Source organism: Pseudomonas sp. SK3(2021) (genome assembly GCF_016772375.1).
Classification (GTDB): Bacteria; Pseudomonadota; Gammaproteobacteria; order Pseudomonadales; family Pseudomonadaceae; genus Aquipseudomonas; species Aquipseudomonas chlororaphis_I.
On record NZ_CP061943.1, the window covers coordinates 2722835 to 2743582 of the forward strand.

General features: G+C 63.5%; 12 protein-coding genes and 1 pseudogene. 7 read left to right on the forward strand and 6 right to left on the reverse strand.

Going from position 1 to position 20748, the window contains the following annotated elements:
- Positions 1 to 157 precede the first annotated feature (157 nt).
- The 3 genes from preA to hydA form a co-directional block, all read right to left on the reverse strand.
- On the reverse strand, positions 158 to 1432 hold the full coding sequence (gene preA, locus IF690_RS12440; RefSeq protein ID WP_202700286.1) for an NAD-dependent dihydropyrimidine dehydrogenase subunit PreA: 1275 nt from the start codon (positions 1430 to 1432) through the stop codon (positions 158 to 160).
- Positions 1433 to 2800, reverse strand: coding sequence for an NAD(P)-dependent oxidoreductase (locus IF690_RS12445; RefSeq protein ID WP_202700287.1), 1368 nt, complete (start codon positions 2798 to 2800; stop codon positions 1433 to 1435).
- Positions 2801 to 2957: 157 nt separating this feature from the next.
- On the reverse strand, positions 2958 to 4409 hold the full coding sequence (gene hydA / locus IF690_RS12450; protein WP_202700288.1) for a dihydropyrimidinase: 1452 nt from the start codon (positions 4407 to 4409) through the stop codon (positions 2958 to 2960).
- A gap of 622 nt (positions 4410 to 5031) precedes the next feature.
- Here hydA and IF690_RS12455 point away from each other — a divergent pair.
- Positions 5032 to 6519, forward strand: coding sequence for an NCS1 family nucleobase:cation symporter-1 (locus IF690_RS12455; protein WP_202700289.1), 1488 nt, complete (start codon positions 5032 to 5034; stop codon positions 6517 to 6519).
- A 217-nt stretch (positions 6520 to 6736) separates the two neighbouring features.
- Positions 6737 to 8020, forward strand: a complete 1284-nt coding sequence (locus tag IF690_RS12460) for a Zn-dependent hydrolase (protein ID WP_202700290.1) — start codon at positions 6737 to 6739, stop codon at positions 8018 to 8020.
- A gap of 1021 nt (positions 8021 to 9041) precedes the next feature.
- Here the strand turns inward: IF690_RS12460 and IF690_RS12465 are convergent.
- The 3 genes from IF690_RS12465 to IF690_RS12475 are packed head-to-tail and all read right to left on the reverse strand — an operon-like array spanning position 9042 to position 14821.
- Entirely contained in the window at positions 9042 to 10460 is a 1419-nt protein-coding gene (locus IF690_RS12465; RefSeq protein ID WP_202700291.1) for an efflux transporter outer membrane subunit, read from the reverse strand.
- A complete protein-coding gene (locus tag IF690_RS12470; protein ID WP_202700292.1) occupies positions 10444 to 11610 on the reverse strand; it encodes an efflux RND transporter periplasmic adaptor subunit in 1167 nt (388 codons plus the stop codon). Before IF690_RS12470 ends, IF690_RS12465 begins: the two co-directional genes overlap by 17 nt.
- Positions 11600 to 14821, reverse strand: a complete 3222-nt coding sequence (locus IF690_RS12475; RefSeq protein WP_202700293.1) for an efflux RND transporter permease subunit — start codon at positions 14819 to 14821, stop codon at positions 11600 to 11602. Before IF690_RS12475 ends, IF690_RS12470 begins: the two co-directional genes overlap by 11 nt.
- Before the next feature lie 223 nt (positions 14822 to 15044).
- Here IF690_RS12475 and IF690_RS12480 point away from each other — a divergent pair, with 223 nt between their 5' ends.
- The 5 genes and pseudogenes from IF690_RS12480 to zorA1 all read left to right on the forward strand — a co-directional run bounded on the left by IF690_RS12480 (position 15045) and on the right by zorA1 (position 20748).
- The gene (locus IF690_RS12480) at positions 15045 to 15455 is read left to right on the forward strand and encodes a PA0061/PA0062 family lipoprotein (protein WP_202700294.1); all 411 of its coding nucleotides are present in this window, start codon (positions 15045 to 15047) and stop codon (positions 15453 to 15455) included.
- A gap of 123 nt (positions 15456 to 15578) precedes the next feature.
- Positions 15579 to 16583, forward strand: a pseudogene (locus tag IF690_RS12485) (PDDEXK nuclease domain-containing protein).
- A 100-nt stretch (positions 16584 to 16683) separates the two neighbouring features.
- The gene (locus IF690_RS12490; RefSeq protein WP_103331037.1) at positions 16684 to 17124 is read left to right on the forward strand and encodes a carboxymuconolactone decarboxylase family protein; all 441 of its coding nucleotides are present in this window, start codon (positions 16684 to 16686) and stop codon (positions 17122 to 17124) included.
- Positions 17125 to 17126: 2 nt separating this feature from the next.
- Positions 17127 to 18020 carry an RNA polymerase sigma factor SigJ gene (sigJ, locus tag IF690_RS12495; RefSeq protein ID WP_202700295.1) on the forward strand — a complete coding sequence of 298 codons (894 nt, stop codon included), beginning with the start codon at positions 17127 to 17129 and terminating at the stop codon, positions 18018 to 18020.
- 535 nt (positions 18021 to 18555) lie between these two features.
- A complete protein-coding gene (zorA1, locus tag IF690_RS12500; protein ID WP_202700296.1) occupies positions 18556 to 20748 on the forward strand; it encodes a type I Zorya anti-phage system protein ZorA1 in 2193 nt (730 codons plus the stop codon).

Below are 20748 nucleotides of genomic sequence, written 5' to 3' on the forward strand. Positions count from 1 at the left end.
GCAGCCTCGCCGGGGCTCGGCAGCGGCTACAAGGGGCAGGCGTCAACCTTTACGTCCATCGCGAGCAAGCTCGCTCCTACAGGACAATGCGTACCTTGTAGGAGCGAGCTTGCTCGCGATGACGTCAGTCCAGCCAATGATATTTACCCGGCGAACCTCAAACCGCCTCGCGATACGGATTGCGCGGATCATGCTGCCAGTCGAGAAATGGCTTGCCGGTGTCCTGGGGCACCATCTCGATGCAGTCCTGCACCGGGCAGGTGATCTGGCACAGGTTGCAGCCCACGCATTCGGCGTCGATCACCTCGTACTTATGCGTACCGTCGGCCTGCCTGAGGCTGGCGATGGCCTGGTGCGAGGTGTCTTCGCAGGCGATATGGCAGCGGCCGCAGCCGATGCAGGCGTCCTGGTCGATCCTGGCGATCACCTGGTAATTGATATCCAGGTACTTCCAGTCGGTGGTGTTGCCCACGGCCTTGCCGGAAAACTGCTGCAGGCTGCCGTAGCCCTGGCTGTCCATCCACCGCGACAGGCCGTCCTTCATCTCCTCGACAATGCGGAAACCATGCAGCATCGCCGCCGTGCACACCTGCACCGCGCCGCAGCCCAGGGCGACGAATTCCGCCGCGTCGCGCCAGCTGCCGATGCCGCCGATACCGCAGATCGGCAGGCCCTGGGTCTGCGGGTCGCGGGCGATCTCGGCCACCATGTTCAGGGCAATCGGCTTGACCGCCGAACCGCAGTAGCCGCCGTGGGTGCTCTGGCTGCCGACGATGGGGTTGGCGACCATGCGTTCCAGGTCGACGCTGGTGATCGAGTTGATGGTGTTGATCAGCGACACCGCGTCGGCGCCGCCGCGATGGGCCGCGCGGGCGGCCATGCGGATGTCGGTGATGTTCGGCGTCAACTTGACGATCACCGGCAGCGAGCAATAGGTCTTGCACCAGCGGGTGACCTGTTCCACATACTCCGGCACCTGGCCGACCGCCGCGCCCATGCCGCGTTCCGGCATGCCGTGGGGGCAGCCGAAGTTCAGCTCGATGCCGTCGGCGCCGGTGGCTTCCACCCGCGGCAGGATGTTTTTCCACGACTCCTCGACGCAGGGCACCATCAGCGACACGATCAGCGCGCGGTCCGGCCAGTCCTTCTTGACCTGGGTGATTTCCTTGAGGTTGATCTCCAGGGAACGGTCGGTGATCAGTTCGATATTGTTGATGCCCAGCACTTCGCGGTTGGCGCCGAAGTGCGCCGAGTAGCGTGACGACACGTTGACCGCCGCCGGGTCCTCGCCCAGGGTTTTCCAGACCACGCCGCCCCAGCCGGCCTCGAAGGCGCGGACCACGTTGTAGGCCTTGTCGGTCGGCGGCGCGGAGGCCAGCCAGAACGGGTTGGGGGCCTTGATACCGGCGAACACAATCGACAGATCGGCCATTTACGCAGCCTCCACGTTGAGCATGAGTTGGGCATGCATGGCCTCGGCGGCCCGCTTGCCATGTTGCACCGCCTGGACGGTGAGGTCCTGGCCGAGGCTGACGCAGTCGCCGCCGGCATACACCCCGGGGATGCTGGTGCGCAGTTGCTCGTCGACCTCGATGCGTTCGCCGGCGCGCTTGAGTTCGCGGGCCAGCGGGTCGCCGAGCGCGGCGCCGTCGAACGCCTGGCCGATGGCCTTGAAGATCGCGTCGGCGGCCAGCTCGAAGGTTTCCCCGGTGGTTTGCAGGCGGCCCTCCACCAGGCGGGTGCGGGCGAAGCGCATGCCGCGCACCCGGCCCTGGGCGTCGAGCAGCACTTCCTCGGGCGCGGCCCAGGTCAGCAGGCGCACTTGGTTAGCCTTGGCGATGTCCTGTTCATGTCGGGTGGCGCCCATGTCCTCGACGCCGCGGCGGTACACCAGGTTGACATCGCGGGCACCGAGGCGGGCCATCTGCACCGCCATGTCGATCGCCGTGTTGCCGGCGCCGAGGACGATGCAGCGGTCGGCCAGGGGCAGTCGGGTGAGGTCGTCGGCCTGGCGCAACTCACGGATGTAGTCGGTGGCGGCCAGCAGGCCGGGGGCGTCCTCGTGGGCCAGGCCCAGCTGTTTGCTGGCGGCCAGGCCCAGGCCGAGGAACACCGCGTCGAACTGCTGGTGCAGGTCGGTGAGGCTCAGGTTGTCGCCGAGCTTCTGCCCGTGACGGATCTCGATGCCGCCGATCTGCAACAGGAACTCCAGCTCCTTCTGGGCGAAGTCGTCCACCAGCTTGTACTTGGCGATCCCGTATTCGTTGAGGCCGCCGGCTTTTTCCCGGGCCTCGAATATCACCACCTCATGGCCGTGCAGGGCGCAACGGTGGGCGCACGATAGCCCCGCCGGCCCGGCACCGACCACGGCGATGCGCTTGCCGGTGGCGGCGGCGCGCTGGAACGGGTGCTGGCTGAAGTGCGCGTTGTCCACCGCGTAGCGCTGCAACAGGCCGATCAGCACCGGCGCGCATTCCTGGGCGTTGTTGCGCACGCAGGCCTGCTGGCACAGGATCTCCGTCGGGCACACCCGGGCGCAGCTGCCGCCGAGGATATTGGCCGAGAGAATCTTCTGCGCCGCGCCCTGCACGTTGTCGGTGTGGATATTGCGGATGAACGAGGGAATGTCGATCTCGCTGGGGCAAGCGTTGACACACGGCGCGTCGTAGCAATACAGGCAGCGCGAGGCTTCCAGGTGCGCCTGGCGGTCGTTGAGCGGCGGCGCCAGGTCGCTGAAATGGCCGGCGAGGGTGGCGCCATCCTCCCGGGGACGGGGCAAGTGGTTCAGGGTCTTGATCACGGTTCGGGCCTCACGGTTTTTTTATCGATTGCCTCTGATGGGCATTGTTTGTCTACCGGGCGCGAGCGCCCGGATCGCGAGCAAGCTCGCTCCTACAGGGAGACGTCGTTTTGTGTAGGAGCGAGCTTGCTCGCGATAGGGGGCAAGGCCCCCGGGCTCAGCGTTTAACGGCCGTCGGCTTATGCAACTCGGCACGCTTGCTCAGCAGGTCGAACACCGCCGGGTAGGCCGGGCGCTCGATGTAGCGCCCGGCGCCGCGTTCGGCGCGCAGGTCGCCGTCGGCCCAGACCAGCTTGCCCTGGCTGATGGTGTGGCTGGGCACGCCGCGCACGGTCTTGCCTTCGAAGATGTTGAAGTCCACCTGCTGATGGTGGGTCTTGGCCGAGATGGTCCGCGTGCCTTGCGGGTCCCAGAGCACCAGGTCGGCATCGGCGCCGACGCGGATCGCGCCCTTGCGTGGGTAGAGGTTGAAGATCTTCGCGGCGTTGGTGGAGGTCAGGGCGACGAAGTCCTGCATCGACAGGCGCCCGCTGTTCACCCCTTCGTCCCAGAGCACGGCCATGCGGTCTTCGATGCCGGCGGTGCCGTTGGGGATCTTGCTGAAATCGTCGCGGCCGGCGGCTTTCTGCTCGGCGCAGAAGCAGCAGTGGTCGGTGGCGGTGGTGTGCAGGTTGCCCGCTTGCAGGCCGTGCCACAGCGCGTCCTGATGCCCGCGAGGGCGGAAGGGCGGGCTCATCACATAGCCGGCGGCGGTCTGCCAGTCCGGGTGGCGGTACACGCTGTCGTCCAGCAACAGGTGCCCGGCCAGCACTTCGCCGTACACCGGCTGGCCCTTGCCGCGGGCATAGGCGATTTCGTCCAGCGCCTCCTGGGTCGAGACGTGCACCAGGTACAGCGGCGTGCCGAGGGTTTCGGCAATGCGGATGGCCCGGCTGGCGGCTTCGCCTTCGACCTGGGAAGGGCGCGACAGCGGGTGGGCTTCCGGCCCGGTGATGCCCTGGGCCAGCAGCTTGCGTTGCAGGTGGTAGACCAGCTCGCCGTTCTCCGCGTGCACGGTCGGCACGGCGCCGAGTTCCAGGCAGCGCTCGAAGCTCGCCACCAGGGTGTCGTCGGCGGCCATGATCGCGTTCTTGTAGGCCATGAAATGCTTGAAGCTGTTGACCCCGTGCCGGCTCACCAACTCGGCCATTTCCTCGCGCACCTGCTCGCTCCACCAGGTGATGGCGACGTGGAAGCCGTAGTCCGATGCCGACTTCTCGGCCCAGCCGCGCCATTGGTGAAAGGCCTCCAGCAGGGACTGCTGCGGGTTGGGGATCACGAAGTCGATGATCGAGGTGGTGCCGCCCGCCAGGCCCGCCGCGGTGCCGCTGAAGAAGTCTTCGCTGGCCACGGTGCCCATGAAGGGCAGTTGCATATGGGTGTGGGGGTCGATGCCGCCGGGCATCAGGTATTGGCCACTGCCATCGAGCACTTCGCAGCCTGCGGGACTGTCCAGATTGTTGCCCAGATTCTGGCCGATGGCCTTGATCACGCCGTCGGCGCACAACACATCGGCCTGATAACTTTCATCATGGGTAATAACGGTGGCGCCACGGATCAACAGAGACATTCCGAGTTCCTCGCAGGCATGACCGGCTTATGCCGGTTCTGGTGTTCTTGTAATAAGCAGGCTGCGGAATCTTTATTCCTGTCAGCGGTGTCAGGAATAAAAACTAGCTGCTGTTCAATCAATCGGCAAGATTATTTTTTATAAGCCTGTATAGATATTAAGCTATTGAAATATAAGGATTAAAATTAAGAATCCGCAAAATGGTGCAGCCTTTCACCATTTTGACGCACTTGACAGGATCTAAATATGAGCAAGATTTCCTATGTGAAATCAGCCGCTTGAAGGAGGCCTGTGGCCCATACGAAAGTTTGAAAAAATTTTGCGTGCACCAGATTGAGTCCTGACCCGCTGGACAACTTGCCCGGCATTCGGCCTGAGTGAACCGGCAAGTTATCTCGGACAGGAAGTTGTTCAGAATAAAACTGAAGAAACATCAGTTGTTTACATGGATTTTACCGACTGTGGAGCACCGTCGATGGACCAGCCGGCACGCTTATTGAGTGCCGCCGTCGACAGGATGGCCGGTCGGTAAAAGTCGTCAGTTCTCCGGCCATCGCCGGGCTGGCAGCACGTCTGCCGGCCCGCCTGATGAGCAAAAATAATCAGAAAAAGTGGAGCGGCCATGCAACAGAACAGATCTCAAGTGACCGAGCGTGCCGGCCTGTACGAGCTGGACGCCGGCAGCGACGTGCTCGACAGCCCCCGTTACAACCACGATATCGCGCCGACCAAGGTCCACGAGCGCACCTGGAACAAATGGCACATCACCGCGCTGTGGGTCGGCATGTCGATCTGCGTGCCGACCTACACCCTGGGCGGCGTGCTCACCGCCTATTTCGGGCTGACGGTGGGCGAGGCGCTGCTGGCGATCCTGCTGGCCAATATCGTGGTGCTGATCCCCCTGACCCTCAACGCCTTCGCCGGCACCCAGTACGGTATACCGTTCCCGGTGCTGTTGCGGGCGTCCTTCGGCGTTATCGGCTCCAACGTGCCATGCCTGATCCGCGCCCTGGTGGCCTGCGGCTGGTTCGGCATCCAGACGATGTTCGGCGGCCTGGCGATCCACCTGTTCCTCGGCTCGATCTTCGAGGGCTGGAAGGCCCTGGGCGGCACCGGCGAAGTGATCGGCTTCATGCTCTTCTGGACCCTCAACCTGTGGGTGGTGCTGCGCGGCGCCGAGTCGATCAAGTGGCTGGAAACCCTGTCGGCGCCGCTGCTGGTATTGGTGGGCGCGGGGCTGCTGGTGTGGGCGTTGCCCAATGTGTCGCTGAGCGAACTGCTGGCGCAGCCGCCCAAGCGTCCGGAAGGGGCGAGCGTCTACAGCTACTTCTTCGCCGGGCTTACGGCGATGGTCGGTTTCTGGGCTACCCTGTCGCTGAATATCCCGGACTTCAGCCGCTACGCGAAGAGCCAGAAGGACCAGATCCTCGGGCAGATCTTCGGCCTGCCGCTGACCATGTTCCTGTTCGCCGCCCTGGGGGTGGTGATGACCGCCGCCTCGGTGAAACTGGTGGGCGTCACCGTCTCCGACCCGGTGAGCCTGATCGGCCATATCCAGAGCCCCGGCTGGGTGGCCCTGGCCATGGCGCTGATCATCATCGCCACGCTCTCGACCAACACCGCGGCGAACATCGTCTCGCCCACCAACGACTTCCAGAACATCGCGCCCAAGCTGATCGGCCGCACCCAGGCGGTGATCCTCACCGGGCTCGTCGGCCTGGCGCTGATGGCCCATGAACTGCTGAAAAAGCTCGGCCTGCTGGTCTCGGATGTGAGCCTGGAAACCGTGTATTCCAACTGGTTGCTGGGTTACTCCAGCTTGCTGGGGCCCATTGCCGGGATCATGGTGGTGGACTATTTCATCATCCGCAGACAGCAGCTGGACCTGGCCGGGCTGTACCGCGATGACGTGTACCCGGCGTGGAACGGGTACGGCTTTATCGCCTTTGGCGTGCCGGTGGCGCTGACCCTGCTGTCCCTGGGCAGCGATGCGTTCAGCTGGTTCTACAGCTACGGCTGGTTCACCGGCTCGGCGCTGGGCGGGATCATTTACTACGGGCTGTGCAGCCTGGGCAGCCCGCGAACCGCGACCGCCAAGACGCCGGTGTAATGGACGGACCCTGTAGGAGCGAGCTTGCTCGCGATTGGCCAGCAGACATAACGCGATCCAACAGGCAGACAAGGTTGTTTGCACGTTTATCGCGAGCAAGCTCGCTCCTACAAGGGGCCGTGTCGCTTTTTTGCGCGATGCGATCCACCAGACACCACAGCACCCAAGACGAGCCCGACCTCGTCAACGACAACCAGAAAAGCCTGAGGAGATCACCATGAACGCTGCCGTCGACGTTCTGCAATCCAGCCACCGGCACATCAACCGCGACCGCTTGTGGCAGTCGCTCATGGAGCTGGCGAAACTCGGGGCCACGGTCAAGGGCGGGGTCTGTCGCCTGGCCCTGACCGACCTCGACCGCCAGGCCCGCGACCTGTTTGTCCAATGGTGCGAGGAGGCGGGGTGCACGGTCACGGTGGATGGCATCGGCAACATCTTCGCCCGCCGAGCCGGGCGTAATCCGCAGCTGCCGCCGGTGATGACCGGCAGCCATATCGACACCCAGCCCACCGGCGGCAAGTTCGATGGCTGCTTCGGCGTGCTGGCCGGGCTCGAAGTGCTGCGCACCCTCAACGACCTCGGGGTGGAAACCGAAGCGCCACTGGAAGTGGTGGTGTGGACCAACGAAGAAGGTTCGCGCTTCCCGCCGTGCATGATGGGCTCCGGGGTGTTCGCCGAGAAATTCACCCTCGAAGAAACCCTGGCCAAGACCGATGCCGAGGGCGTGAGCGTCGGTGCTGCGCTGAGCGCCATCGGCTATGCCGGCAGCCGCCAGGTCAGCGGGCACAAGGTGGGGGCCTACTTCGAAGCCCATATCGAGCAGGGGCCGATCCTCGAGGACGAGAAGAAAACCATCGGCGTCGTACTCGGCGCCCTCGGCCAGAAATGGTTCGACCTGAAGCTGCGCGGTGTCGAAGCCCACGCCGGCCCGACCCCGATGCACCTGCGCAAGGACGCCCTGGTCGGCGCGGCGGCGGTGGTGGCCGCGGTCAACCGCGCCGCCCTCGGCCATCAGCCCCATGCCTGCGGCACCGTGGGCTGCCTGCAGGCCTATCCCGGTTCGCGCAACGTGATCCCGGGGGAGGTGCGCATGACCCTGGACTTCCGGCACCTGGAACCGGCGCGCCTGGATTCGATGATCGCCGAGGTGCGCCAGGTGATCGACAGCACCTGCGAAGAACATGGCCTGACCTTCGACCTGCAACCGACCGCGGACTTTCCGCCGCTGTATTTCGACAAGATCTGCGTCGACGCGGTGCGCGAGGCGGCGCAGGGGCTGGGCCTGTCCCATATGGACATCGTCAGCGGCGCCGGGCACGACGCGATCTTCGTTGCCGAGCTGGGCCCGGCGGGGATGATCTTCGTGCCCTGCGAAGGCGGCATCAGCCACAACGAAATCGAAAACGCCGACCCCGACGACCTCGCCGCCGGCTGCGCGGTGTTGCTGCGGGCGATGCTGGCGGCGTCCCAGGCGGTGGCCAAGGGGCAGCGGGTGGCCTGAGCCAGAATTGGGGTGTTTGCACGGACGCCATCGCGGGCAAGTCGGATCGCCGCCCGCTCGCTCCTACAGAAGAAGATCGCATGCTTCTGTAGGAGCGAGGCTGAACTGGCGATAGCGGTAGTGGTTTCGCTGGTGATGTTGGACGGGGTACATATCCGTTTCTGCGGTCACGGCCACTTAGGCTTCCGCCCTGACGGCGGGTCACTTTTGGCAAACGCCCGGGATGCCGGCCCAGCCAAAAGTAACCAAAAGGTCTCGCCCCACCATTCGGTGCCTCGCTAGTGCTCGGCATTCCCTCACTCCGGTCCTGCTTCGGGCCCCTGCGCAAGACCTGCGTTCGGCCTCTGGGAAAGGGGCGGGTAGATCAAGATCAAGATCAAAAGCCAAAGCCAAAGCCAAAGCCAAAGCCAAAGCTGGAGCTGTAGTGGAAGTGAGAGCAAAAGCGATATTGCGGTTGATGGTGGACGGATGATCGCCGTATCTCCTGTAGCCGCTGCCGCAGGCTGCGATCGGGCGCGAAGCGCCCGTAAAACCAGGCGCTGCGGTATATCAGGCAAACCGTGGATACAGGCTTGGCGTCCCTTCGGGCCGATCGCAGCCTGCGGCAGCGGCTACAGGGATCACCGTTGAATCCAGGCCGGTAGGCCGCCTCGCGTTGCTTTTGATTGTTTGCCCCATCGGGAGGCCGAGTGGAGGTTTTGCGCAGTGGGCAACTCGGCAGGGATGCCGAGTTAGCCGCCCCAGGCCATGGATGGCCTGGGGCGGTGGCCCACGGAGCAGGACCGGAGCGAGGGAATCCGAGCCTTGGCGAGGACCGGACGCCAGGGGCAGGGCGTTTTGGTTACTTTGGGCTGGGCCGGCTTCCGGACTTTCCAAAGTGACCCGCTGTAAGAGCGGAACCGTAAGCCGCCGTGACCGCAGGAATGGATATGTACATAGGAGGATTGAGGTTCACGACTGCTGTACGGTCGAGTGATAGCAAGCACGCAATATCGAGCTTTCTATAGCCCTGCCTCCGGTTTCAGGCGCCAGCTTTCCACCCCCCACCCAACGCCACCACCAACCCCACACTCGCCTGCAACCGCCGGGTCTGCAGCGCCTGCAACCCCCGCTGCGCCTGCAACGCCACCGTCTGCGCCGTCACCACCTCCAGATAACTCACCGCCCCCGCCTGATAGCTGTTCATGGCCAAAGTCTGCGTATGCTCGGCGGCATTCACCGCCGCCTGCTGGTCCAGCGCCTCTTGCTGCAAATCCCGCAACTGCCCCAGGTTGTCCTCCACCTCGCGCACTGCCCGCAGCACCTGGCTGCGGTAATGGGCGGCGGCTTCCTCGAATTCGGCGTGGGCCTGGCGTTCGTTGGCGCTCAGGCGGCCGCCGTCGAAGATCGGCAGGTTGACCAAAGGCCCCAGCGCCCAATAACGATTGCCCGCCGCCAGCAGGTTGCCGCTGCCCTGGGTCTGCCCGCCGAGCAGGCCGGTGAGGCTGAAGTCCGGGTACCAGGCGGCCCGGGCCACGCCGATGTTGGCGTTGGCGGCGAACACCCGGCGTTCGGCGGCGGCAATGTCCGGGCGGCGTTGCAGCAGGGTGCTGGGCAGTTGTGGCGGCACATCGGGCAGGGTCAGTGCCTGAGTGGCCGCGGGCAACTGGAACTGGCTGGCCGGCTCGCCCACCAGTTCGCCGATCGCGTGTTCGGTGAGGTTGCGTTGCCCGCGCACTTCGTCCAGCTCGGCCTCGGCGCTGGCCAGCTGGCTTTGCGCGCGGGTCAGGTCCAGCTCCGAGGCGATCTGCCCCTGGTAGCGGCTGCGGGTCAGTTGCAGGGCCTGGGCGTAATCGTCCAGGGACTGGCTGAGGATCGCACGCTGCGCATCCAGGCCATTGAGCTGCACATACAGGCTCGCCAGCTGCTGTTGCAGGCTCAGGCGCGCCACCGCCAGATCGTCGGCCGAGGCTTGGGCCTGGGCATCGCCGGCGGCCACCTGGTTGCGAATCCGCCCCCACAGGTCGGGGTCGAAGCTCAGCGAGAAACCCGCGGTGTCGCTGTTGTACACCGAAGGCTGGCTGCTGCCGCGCAACGGCCGGTGGTCCGACTGGCGCTGGCGCAGCGACTGGCCGCTGGCGCTGATCTGCGGGAACAGCCCGGCATGCAGCTGGCTGGCGTAGGCCTGGGCCGCGTCGAAGTGCGCCAGCGCCGCCGCCAGGTCCGGGTTGGCCTTGAGCAGGCGCTGTTGCAGGTCATCCAGGCGCGGGTCCTGGTACAGCAGCCACCACTGGCTGGCCAACTGATCCGCCGGCTGCGCCGGATGCCAGGGCCCGTCGCTGGTCTGTTCGCGGTAGTGGGCCGGCAGTTCCACAGGCGGCACATGGTAACCGGGCGCCAGGGAGCAGCCTTGCAAGGCCAGCAACAGCAACACGGCAAGCGGTTCAAGCCTTGGGCGCATGCTCACCTCCGGCGTCGGCCAGTTGCACCAGGTCGCCTTCGCGCAGGGCATCGGGCGGGTTGTCGATGACCCGGTCGGCGGCTTGCAGGCCCTGGTCGATCACCAGCCGCGCGCCGAGGTCGAGGCCGATATGGATGTCGCGCAGGTGCACGCGGTTGTGCTCGTCGAGCAGCGCCACCTGGGTGCCCTGGGCGCGGAAGATCAAGGCGCTGGCCGGGATGCTCAGGCCCCGGGTGTCGGTGGGCAGGGCCAGGGCGGCCTCGGCATAGTCGCCGGGCAGCAGCGCGCCGTCGGGGTTGTCGGCGACGAACTGGGCGAGCAGGGTGCCGGAGCGCTGGTCGATGGCGGTGGAGTCGCCGATCAGCCGCGCGCTGAAGTGCTGGCCGGGGTGTTCCGGCACCGTCAGCTCGGCTGTAAGGCCGGGGCGGATCACGCTGGCGTAGTTCTGCGGTACCGGTACGTAGAGCCGCAGCTTGTGGGTGTCGGCCAGGTCGAACAGCTGCGGGTCGCTGTCGTTGTCGGCCTTGATCAACTGGCCGATATCGGTGTGGCGCGCGGTGATGGTGCCGGCGAAGGGCGCGCGGATGGTCTTGTAGGCCTCCAGGGCCGAGAGCCGCGCATAGTCGGCGGCGGCCGCTTCGGCATTGGCCTTGGCGGCCGCGGCATTGGAGGTTTTTTCATCGGCTTCCTGGCGCGACACCGAGTGGCTGGCCACGAGGTTCTGCCAGCGCACGGCGGTGGTCTGCGCCAGGCGCGCATTGGCCTGTTCCTGCACCAGCCGGGCGTGGGCCTGCGCCAGCTGCTGGTCGAGGTCGGGGCTGTCGATCTCGGCGAGGACTTGCCCGGCCTGAACCTTGGCGCCGATGTCGCTGTTCCAGCTTTTCAGGTAGCCGCTGACCCGGGCGTGGATCGGCGCCTTGCTCCAGGCTTCCAGGTGCGCCGGCAGGCGCAAGGTGTCGCCCTGGCGGTTCGGCTGCGGCTGCAACACCAGCACCTGGGGCACGGCGGCGGTTTCGGTCCAGGCGGCCACCGCGCGTTCATGGCGGGTACGCGCGGCCAGGCCGTTGGCCACCAGCAGGGCGGCCAGGGTCAGGCCGCCGATGCCCAGCCACAGCAGGCGTTTGCGCGAGGGGGTGTGTTCAGGCGACATGGGTACTTTCTCCAGCGACAGCGCGAGTGGGGTGACGCCCGTGGACCAGGCTGAACACCACGGGAACGAAGAGCAGGGTGGCGGTGGTGGCGAGGATCAGGCCGCCGATCACGGCGCGGCCCAGGGGCGCGTTCTGCTCCTGCGACAGGGCCAGCGGCAGCATGCCGATGATCATCGCCAGGGCGGTCATGCACACTGGGCGAAAGCGCGTGTAGCCGGCCTCCAGCGCGGCCTTCAGGGCATCGCCGTGTTCGGCCAGGCGTTCGCGGCAGAAGCTCACCACCAGGATCGAGTTGGCCGTGGCCACGCCCATGCAGAGGATGGCCCCGGTCAGCGCCGGCACCGACAGCGAAGTGCCGCTGAGGAACAACATCCACACAATCCCGGCCAGGGCCGCCGGCAGCGCGGTGATGATCACGAACGGGTCGAGCCAGGACTGGAAGTTGACCACGATCAGCAGGTAGATCAGCACCACGGCACCGAGCAGGCCCAGGCTCAGGCCGCCGAAGGCTTCATGCAGGGCGTCGATCTGCCCGTGCAGGCTGAGGGTCGTGCCCTTGGGCCGCAGCGCCTGGCTGGCGTCGAGGACTTTCTGGATATCCCGGGCCACGCCGCCCAAATCGCGGCCCTGCACATTGGCGTAGAGGTCCAGGGTGGGCTGGATGTTGTAGTGGCTGACCACCGCCGGGCTGTCCACTCGCGAGATGCTGGCCAGGCCGCCGAGGATCTGCGACTGGCCGTTGCTGCCGGTCACCGGCAGGGCCTCGAGGGACGGCAGGCTGTCCAGGCGGTACTGCGGGGTGGCGGCGACGATCGAGTAGGACACGCCGTTCTGCGGGTTGAGCCAGAAGGTCGGCGCCACCTGGGAGCTGCCGGCCAAGGAGGCCACCATGCTGTTGGTCACGTCGCGCTCGGTAATCCCCAGGCCGTTGGCCCGCAGCCGGTCGACCTTGACCGCCAGCGACGGGTAGCCAGTGGACTGCTGGATGCGCAGGTCGGCGATGCCCGGCACATGGCGCAGGCGCCGTTGCAGTTCCAGGGCATAGGCGCGGTTGGCGGCGCTGTCGGGGCCGGAGATTTTCACGTCCAGCGGCGCCGGCGCGCCGAAGTTGAGGATCTGGCTGCTGATGTCCGCCGGCAGGAAGGCGAACTGGCTGCCGGGGAAACTTTCCGGCAGGGCTTCGCGCAATTGCTTCACGTAGTCGGCGGTCGGCGCGTGGCCGGGCTTGAGGGTGACCTGGATGTCGCCGTCCTGCGGGCCGATGGTGCCGCTGCTGCTGTAGGCCATGTCGATGCCGCTCAGGGGGATGCCGATATTGTCGATCACGCTGTCCAGTTGCTCCGGCGGAATCACCTCGCGAATCCGCGCCTCGATGCGGTCGAAGGCCGCCGCGCTTTCCTCGATCCGCGTGCCCAGGGGCAGGCGCACATGCAGGGCCAGGGCGCCGGCGTCGGTGGCCGGGAAGAAGTCCTGGCCGAGGCTCGGCAGCAGGGCGAAGGAGGCCAGCACACAGGCGAGGAAACCCAGCAGGAAGCGCTTGCGATGGGCCAGGGCCAGGCTCAGCAGGCCGTGGTAGGTGTCGCGCACGTTGGAGAAGCGCCGCTCGAACCCCTGCTGGAACCCCAGCAGCCCGCGCACCAGCGCATGCCGTGGCCGGGCGTGCTGCTCGCCCTCGTGGTGGTTGATGAACGCGTCTTCCGGGTGATGCCCTGGGCCTGCTTCCGGCACATGGGGTTTGAGCAGGTACAGGGCCAGGGTCGGCACCAGGGTCCGCGAGAGGATGAACGAACTGGCCATGGCGAAGATCACCGCCAGGGCCATGGGCCGGAACAGGTAACCGGCGACGCCCTGCAACAGGAACATTGGCACGAAGACGATGCAGATGCACAACAGCGAGACGAAGGCCGGGCCGACGATCTGCTTGGCGCCGTCGAGGATCGCGGCCTTCACCGCCTTGCCCTGTTCCAGGTGCCAGTTGATGTTCTCGATGGTCACCGTGGCGTCGTCCACCAGGATCCCCACCGCCAGCGCCAGCCCACCGAGGGTCATGACGTTGAGGGTCTGGCCGCTGGCGGCGAGCAGGGCGATGGCCGCGAGCACCGCCAGGGGGATCGAGGCGGCGATGATCAGGGTCGAGCGCCAGCTGCCGAGGAACAGCAGGATCATCGCGCTGGTCAGCAGCGCGGCGATGATGCCTTCCCGGGCCACGCTGCCCACCGACTGCTTGACGAACACCGAGGCGTCGCCCAGCAGCGACGTCTTCAGCGCCGGCGGCAGGGTTTCGTCGATGCGCGGCAGCATCTGGCGGATGCCATCGACGATCGACAGGGTGGAGATATTGCCGTTCTTCAGCGCCGGCATCAGCACCGCGCGGTGGCCGTCGACCCGCACGATATTGCTCTGCGGCGGCGAGCCATCGCGCACATGGGCCACCTGGCCGATGGTGATCGGCGCGCCGTCGACGGTCTTGATCGGCAGGTCGTTGAGCTCGTCGATGGCGCTCGGGCTGTTGTTCAGCAGCACCGTATATTCATTGCCACCCAGCTTGGCGGTGCCCACCGGGATGATCTGGTTCTGCGCCGCCAGGGCGTTGCCCACGTCCTGCGCCGACAGGCCTTTGGCGGCCAGCGCCTGCGGGTCCAGGTCGAGGGTGATCTGCCGCTGCTTGCCGCCCATGGGCGTCGGCATCGCCAGCCCGGGCACGGAGCTCAGGGGCAGGCGGATATTGTTCTGCACCAGGTCGCGGATTTTCGCTTCCGACAGGGTCGGGCTGGAGAAAGCCATCTGCAGGATCGGCACGGTCGAGGCGCTGTAGTTGAGGATCAGCGGCGGGGTGATGCCCGGCGGCATCTGCTTGAGCACGGTTTGCGACACCGCCGTGACCTGGGCGTTGGCGGTGCGGATATCCACCCCCGGCTGGAAGAAGATCTTGACGATGCCCATGCCCGGCAAGGATTGCGACTCGATGTGCTCGATGTCGTTGACCGTGGTGCTCAGGGAGCGCTCGTAGGTGTAGATCACCCGGCCGGCCATGGCGTCCGGCGACAGGCCGGTGTACTGCCAGACCACCGCCACCACCGGAATGCCGATATCGGGGAACACATCGGTGGGGGTACGCAGGGCCGCCAGCGGCCCGATGATGCAGATGAAAATCGCCAGCACGATAAACGTGTAGGGCTTGAGCAGAGCGGTCTTGACCAGCCCGAGCATGGGGTGGACCTCCGAGGCGGAAACAAGGCTCGGCAGTCTCCGGCGACCCACCTAACACGCGGCTTTCAGCCAGGTGAAGGAAGTTTTAGGTAAGGCCTGAATTTCCTTTCACGGGGATTCATTTGTCCTCCGCATGGGGCCTCGACAAGCTGGAGGGCAATCCGGCGCGACTGCTTTTTTCGCTTCGCCCGGTGTCGATTTTTTTACTGCCGAGGTAGCTGCCATGAATGCCAAACCCCTGTTGCTGATTCCCGCCCTGAGCCTGGTGCTGCTGTTGTCCGCCTGCGCCGGCCCGATGCCCCAGCCCGACCCCAGGCAAGCCTGGATCAGCCTCGAAGAAGAGGGCTCCAGCGACCTGTTGGCCGAACGGGTCGACGGCAAGAACGTCGACGACGGCCGCTACTTCGAAGTCCAGCCCGGCGCCCACCGCCTGGATGTGACCCTGTTCGAAGAAGTCGGCGGCGACTCCAACCAGATCGACTGCCGCGGACACGTGAGCTACCCGAACTTCCAGGCGGGGGAGCATTACAAGCTGGTGGAATCGACCCTGGGCACCGAGGTGCGGGCGCGGTTGTATGACGGGAAGGGGAAACAGGTGGCGAGTGTGCGGGATTTTGAGTGTATGCCGGGGTGACAGAGCTGCCGGCGTTGCTCAATCCAGGAAATTTCGCTCAATAGAAAGAGAAGCGGCTGACTGCACGTTGCTTGAGGGCCGCCTGATGATGGTGGACTACATCCTTCAGGCAGGACCCTTTTTATGAATCAAGCACGGCCCTCCACCGATGCGGCCTTCAACGAAGTGGCGCAAATGATCGCCGCCGCGCGTCAACGGGCGGTGCGGGCGGTGAACACCGAACTGGTGGAGCTGTATTAGCAGGTCGGCGCCTATATCAGCCGCAAGATCGAGGCGGCGGAGTGGGGCGATGGGGTGGTCCGGCAATTGGCCGATTATCTTGCGCGGCAGCAGCCGGGGTTGCGGGGTTTTACCCGAGCCAATCTGTTTCGTATGCGCCAGTTTTATGAGGTCTATCGGGGTGAAAAGAAAGTCGCACCACTGGTGCGACAATTGTCTTGGAGCCACAACCTGGTCGTTCTTGGGCAGAGCAAACAGCCTAAGGAACGTGAGTTCTACCTGCGCATGGCGGTTCAGGAGCAGTGGTCGCGTCGGGAGCTGGAGCGCCAGATCAAATCGGCCCTCTTCGAGCGCTCGCTGACCCGACCGGCAAAAGTCTCGACAGCGTTGAGACAAATTCACCCAGAAGCTCTAAAGGTGTTCAAGGACGCCTATGTAGTGGAGTTTCTCGACCTGGCCCAGGGGCATAGCGAAGCCGACCTGCACAGTGGGTTAGTGCAGCAACTGAAAGACTTTCTGATCGAAATGGGGCGGGACTTCTGTTTTGTCGCTTCGCGCTACCCCCTGCAGGTCGGCGGGCGCGATTTTGTGCTGGACCTACTGCTGTTCCATCGTGGGTTGAATTGCCTGGTGGCCATTGAACTCAAGGTCGGGCGCTTCGAACCGGAACACCTGGGCAAGCTGGATTTCTACCTGGAGGCGCTGGACCGCCAGGTGCGCAAACCCCATGAGAACCCGGCCCTGGGCGTGCTGCTCTGTGCCAGCAAGGACGACGAGGTGGTCGAGTACGCCCTCAACCGCTCACTCTCGCCCGCATTGATCGCCGAGTACCAGACACAGCTGCCGGACAAGAAGCTGCTGCAGGCCAAGTTGCATGAGTTTTATGCGCTGAATCCTCAGGCGGTTTGAGCCGCCTTATCGGAGCCCGAATTATTTTTCCACCACCCCGTCACAAACCGCCAGGCTGGCCCGTCATGTCGGTGTATCCCTCAAATAACGGAGCCACCCCATGTCATCCAGCCACCCGACCCAAGCCGTCAACCTGCTGCAAACCATCCCCGAGATCTTCGAAAGCCTGGGCCAGGTCCACGGCCTGATCGACGCCCACGGCCTGGACCGCAAGCTGCACCACCTGGTGGTGTTGCGCGCCTCGCAGATCAACCAGTGCGGCTTCTGCGTGAAGATGCACACCCGCGAGGCCCGTGAAGACGGCGAAAGCAACGAGCGCCTGGACCGCCTGGTGGTCTGGCGCCATGTCAGCGATTTCAACGCTGCCGAACGCGCCGCCCTGGCCTGGACCGAAGCCCTCACCGTGCTGCGCGAAGACACCGACTTCGGCCCGTTGCGCGCCGCCCTGCGCGAACATTTCAGCGAAGCGCAGATCGCCGCCTTGACGGCCGATATCGGCATGATCAACCTGTGGAATCGCTTGCAGGTGTCGAGGCACTGAGGATGGATCGAATCGATGACACGACGGTGTTCGAAAGCCGTCGCAGTTTCCTGCTGGGCCTGGCCTACCGCCTCCTGGGCTCGCGCGCCGAGGCCGAGGACGTGGTGCAGGACCTGTTCATCAAATGGCTGGAGGCCGACAAGGCCTCCATCGCCACCCCGGCCGCCTGGCTGACCACCGCCTGCACCCGGCACTGCATCGACCTGCTGCGCTCGGCCCAGCGCTCGCGCTTGGACTACGTCGGCACCTGGCTGCCAGAACCGATCCACACCCTGCACCACGACTCCCCCGAACACAGCCATGAACTGGCCTCGTCGCTGTCCACCGCCTTCCTGCTCCTGCTCGAACGCCTGACCCCCAAGGAACGCGCCGCCTACCTGCTGTACGACATCTTCGACCTGGACTACCCCCAAGTTGCGCATACCCTCGGCGTCCAGGAAGCTACCTGCCGCAAACTGGTCTCCCGCGCCAAAGCCAGCCTGGGCAACACCCAAGCGCGTTACCAGCCAGACCCCTCACGCCAGGAACAACTGCTGAGCGCCTTCCACAGCGCCATCACCAGCGGCTCGACCCAAGGCCTGGCCGCCATGCTGTCCGAAGACGTCGAGCTGTGTGCCGATGGCGGCGGCAAAGCCAGCGCCATTCGCGAGACCTTGTATGGGTTGGAGGCGGTGCTGGCGTTTGTGGGCGAGTCGTTGAGCCGGTACTTGCGGGAGTATCAGTGGCAGGAGGTGGAGATCAATGGTGGGCGTGGGGTGGTGGTGCGGGCGGAGGGGGAGGTGGTTGCAGTGGTGAGTTTTGGGTATGACGTAGAGGGGCGGGTGAACCGCGTCTTTATCATGCGGAATCCGGAGAAGTTGGTGGGGTTGGGGGCGCTTGAGACTGATTTGCTGTGAAGAGTCCCTTCTAAAGATTGAATACGGCATTGAGCGCTTCTCTCTGAGGCGCTTGCCGGCGAAGGGGACTGTAAGGTCACCATTGCTGATGGAGCACCGTCCGAACACCTCTACAGGTTCACGGTGGTCTATTTATCGTTTCCATACTCTGCATTCCACATGCAAACAGTATTGGCGCAAGTACTAAAGGTGCGGAGTGGTACTCCTGCCTTTTGCTGCATCACCTTTCAGAGCACCATCACAGAGCTTTGTAGCTTCTCTTCGCCCAAGATCCTTTGATCGTGTCCAGCTTTACGGCGGTTATGGCTCAGGCTAAGGTGCTGGCACAAGGACATGATTTTCTAGCAGTTGTCCAAGGAAGGTTCCCCATGGGATAGAACGTTTTGTCGTTCTCCCATCGTTCCTTCGTTTTTCCCATGAAAAATTGCCAAGCAAAGTGCTGTCATCGATTGCCAATAGGTATGGCGATGGATGCTCCAGTGGGTTGAGCTGGGCATCCTGAACGTCAAGATATTGCTAATCGAAGGCTGGAAACATGGATTTTTCGACACTGGTACATTTATGGAGCGCAGCGAGCTCCGAACAGCTCATCGCGCCCAAGATAGTGGTTGGATTTGTCACCGTCTTATGTACTTGGTACCTAGTTCGATATTTCTACCGGTCATTTCGCCTAAGCAGCAGGCTAAAGAAGCTGACCGCACATTTGCTAAAAGTGCGCTCTCTAGCGGCTCCTCAGCGTCGAACTGAATTGGAGAGCCTATTCAAGGGGACCAATCTTGAGCACTCCTGGCGGGAGTACGCCGAAACATTGCATGACCAGTTTGAGCTTTCGGAAGGTGAGCAAGTACTCGTCCGCTCGCGTGCTACCGCCGGCGCAGCACACTTTTTTTCACCTCAAAGCGTCATTGATACCCCACTCGGAACAGAGTTTTATAAACATCTGCCGGGCATTTTGACGGGCATCGGTATTGTCGGGACTTTTTTTGGTCTGATGCTAGGGCTGCAGCATTTTGACCCCAGTACACCTGAACTGGTCAACAGTAGCGTCGACAAGCTTTTAAAGGATGTATTGTTTGCTTTCATAGGCTCTTTCATTTCGATTATGGCCTCTATTGCTGTGACGATCACTGAGAAGTGGCGCCTCGGCCGTTGTTACAAGCACCTTGAGACATTCAACGAAACCATCGATGGTCTGTTCGACAGTGGCGTTGGCGAGGAGTACCTGGCAGAGCTTGTACGTTCGAGTGCAGAAAGCTCGGTGCAGACGCGTCAGCTTAAGGACAGTCTGGTCACTGACTTGCGTGAGATGCTGCAGAACCTGGTTGATACCCAAGTTCGGGAAAGCCTCAAATTAGCCGATACCTTATCGGCCACTTACCGTGACTCTGGTCAGTTGCTGGCCGATCAGGTGAGCGGTGCAATTGAAAACAGTCTCAAATCCCCCCTTGAAGCCATCGCGGGCGCGGTTCAGGCCGCTAGTGGCGAACAGTCAGGGCAAGTGCAGAATCTTCTTCAGGATGTTCTGGTTGCCTTCATGAAAAAGTTGGAAGGTACATTCGGTCAGCAATTCAATGGGCTGCACGAATTGATGGGGCAGTCTGTCGCTGCAATGCAATCGATGCAGCAAGGCTTTTCCACGCTTATTCAAGATATGCGTTCGGCGAGCGAGTCCTCTACTCAAAACAGCTCAACCATGATTGCAAAGTTGCTCTCTGATATGCAGGCCGGACAAAGCGCCATGCAGGCGGGGATGAACGAGATGCTTGTCAATCTCCAGACTTCGATTGCCCGTATCGGTAATGAAGGCGAGGACGCAGGGGCTCGGATGGCACAACAGTTAGAAAAACTGTTCGCTGAAAGTGAGGCTCGCCAACAGGCGATGGCTGAGAACCTTCAGGCCTTTGTTGAGTCGATCAAGCAGAACATTGGCCAAGGGCAACAGGAAACCATGGCGAAAATTGCCGGCTCCGTTGAGGTGCTGGGTGAGCAACTTTCGGCGGTGTTCAAGCAACTGGAACATGGTCAGCAGCAGATGGATCAGTCGACCCGTGCTGCACAGGCTGATCTGCATCAAGGTACCCGCGATTTGGTGGGTGGATTAGATGAACAAGTAAAGGCATTGCTGCAAACAGTTACAGAGCAACAAAAATCTGCGCAGGATACCGTTAAAGCATTGAGTGCTCAAACAGAACAGCACTTACAGAGCATGCAGCAAGGTGCTGACAAGATGCGGATGGCGGCAGAGCGGTTCGAAACGGCTGGACAGAGCGTTGCTCGCGCCAGTGAGTCGACCGCAGGTTTGATGGGGACAGTCCAGGGTGCAGGAACTGAACTCGCTCAAGCATCCCGTGAGTTAAACACTGTAGTTGCAGACTACCGGAACAATCGTGAAGCACTGGCGAAAACCTTGGCAGTGATCGAAGGCGTTGTTGCAAGCGCACAAGGGGAAGCTAGCGGCCGTAGCCAATACCTTCAGGACCTGAAGGTTCAAAGTGAGCGGATGCAGGCGCTTAATCGTGAAGTGTATGAGTACCTGGAAAATATCAGTGGTGTGCTGGGTAACGGCTTCAAAGAGTTTGGTGAAGGCATGGATCGGGCCTTGAGACAAACACTCGGTAGTCTGGATGCCGAGCTTGATAAAGCGGTCAAAAGCTTGGCCGGCGGGGTAGAGGGGGTCAAGGAAAGTCTCGAAGATTTCGGCGACATCATGGAACGCATCAGGCAGTAA

Excerpts from the sequence above, each read along its gene's own strand:
- IF690_RS12460 (WP_202700290.1), top strand. The coding sequence starts at position 6,737 with ATGAACGCTGCCGTCGACGTTCTGCAATCCAGCCACCGGCACATCAAC.
- hydA (WP_202700288.1), bottom strand. The coding sequence starts at position 4,409 with ATGTCTCTGTTGATCCGTGGCGCCACCGTTATTACCCATGATGAAAGT.
- sigJ (WP_202700295.1), top strand. The coding sequence starts at position 17,127 with ATGGATCGAATCGATGACACGACGGTGTTCGAAAGCCGTCGCAGTTTC.
- IF690_RS12455 (WP_202700289.1), top strand. The coding sequence starts at position 5,032 with ATGCAACAGAACAGATCTCAAGTGACCGAGCGTGCCGGCCTGTACGAG.
- IF690_RS12465 (WP_202700291.1), bottom strand. The coding sequence starts at position 10,460 with ATGCGCCCAAGGCTTGAACCGCTTGCCGTGTTGCTGTTGCTGGCCTTG.
- zorA1 (WP_202700296.1), top strand. The coding sequence starts at position 18,556 with ATGGATTTTTCGACACTGGTACATTTATGGAGCGCAGCGAGCTCCGAA.
- preA (WP_202700286.1), bottom strand. The coding sequence starts at position 1,432 with ATGGCCGATCTGTCGATTGTGTTCGCCGGTATCAAGGCCCCCAACCCG.
- IF690_RS12475 (WP_202700293.1), bottom strand. The coding sequence starts at position 14,821 with ATGCTCGGGCTGGTCAAGACCGCTCTGCTCAAGCCCTACACGTTTATC.
- IF690_RS12480 (WP_202700294.1), top strand. The coding sequence starts at position 15,045 with ATGAATGCCAAACCCCTGTTGCTGATTCCCGCCCTGAGCCTGGTGCTG.
- IF690_RS12490 (WP_103331037.1), top strand. The coding sequence starts at position 16,684 with ATGTCATCCAGCCACCCGACCCAAGCCGTCAACCTGCTGCAAACCATC.
- IF690_RS12470 (WP_202700292.1), bottom strand. The coding sequence starts at position 11,610 with ATGTCGCCTGAACACACCCCCTCGCGCAAACGCCTGCTGTGGCTGGGC.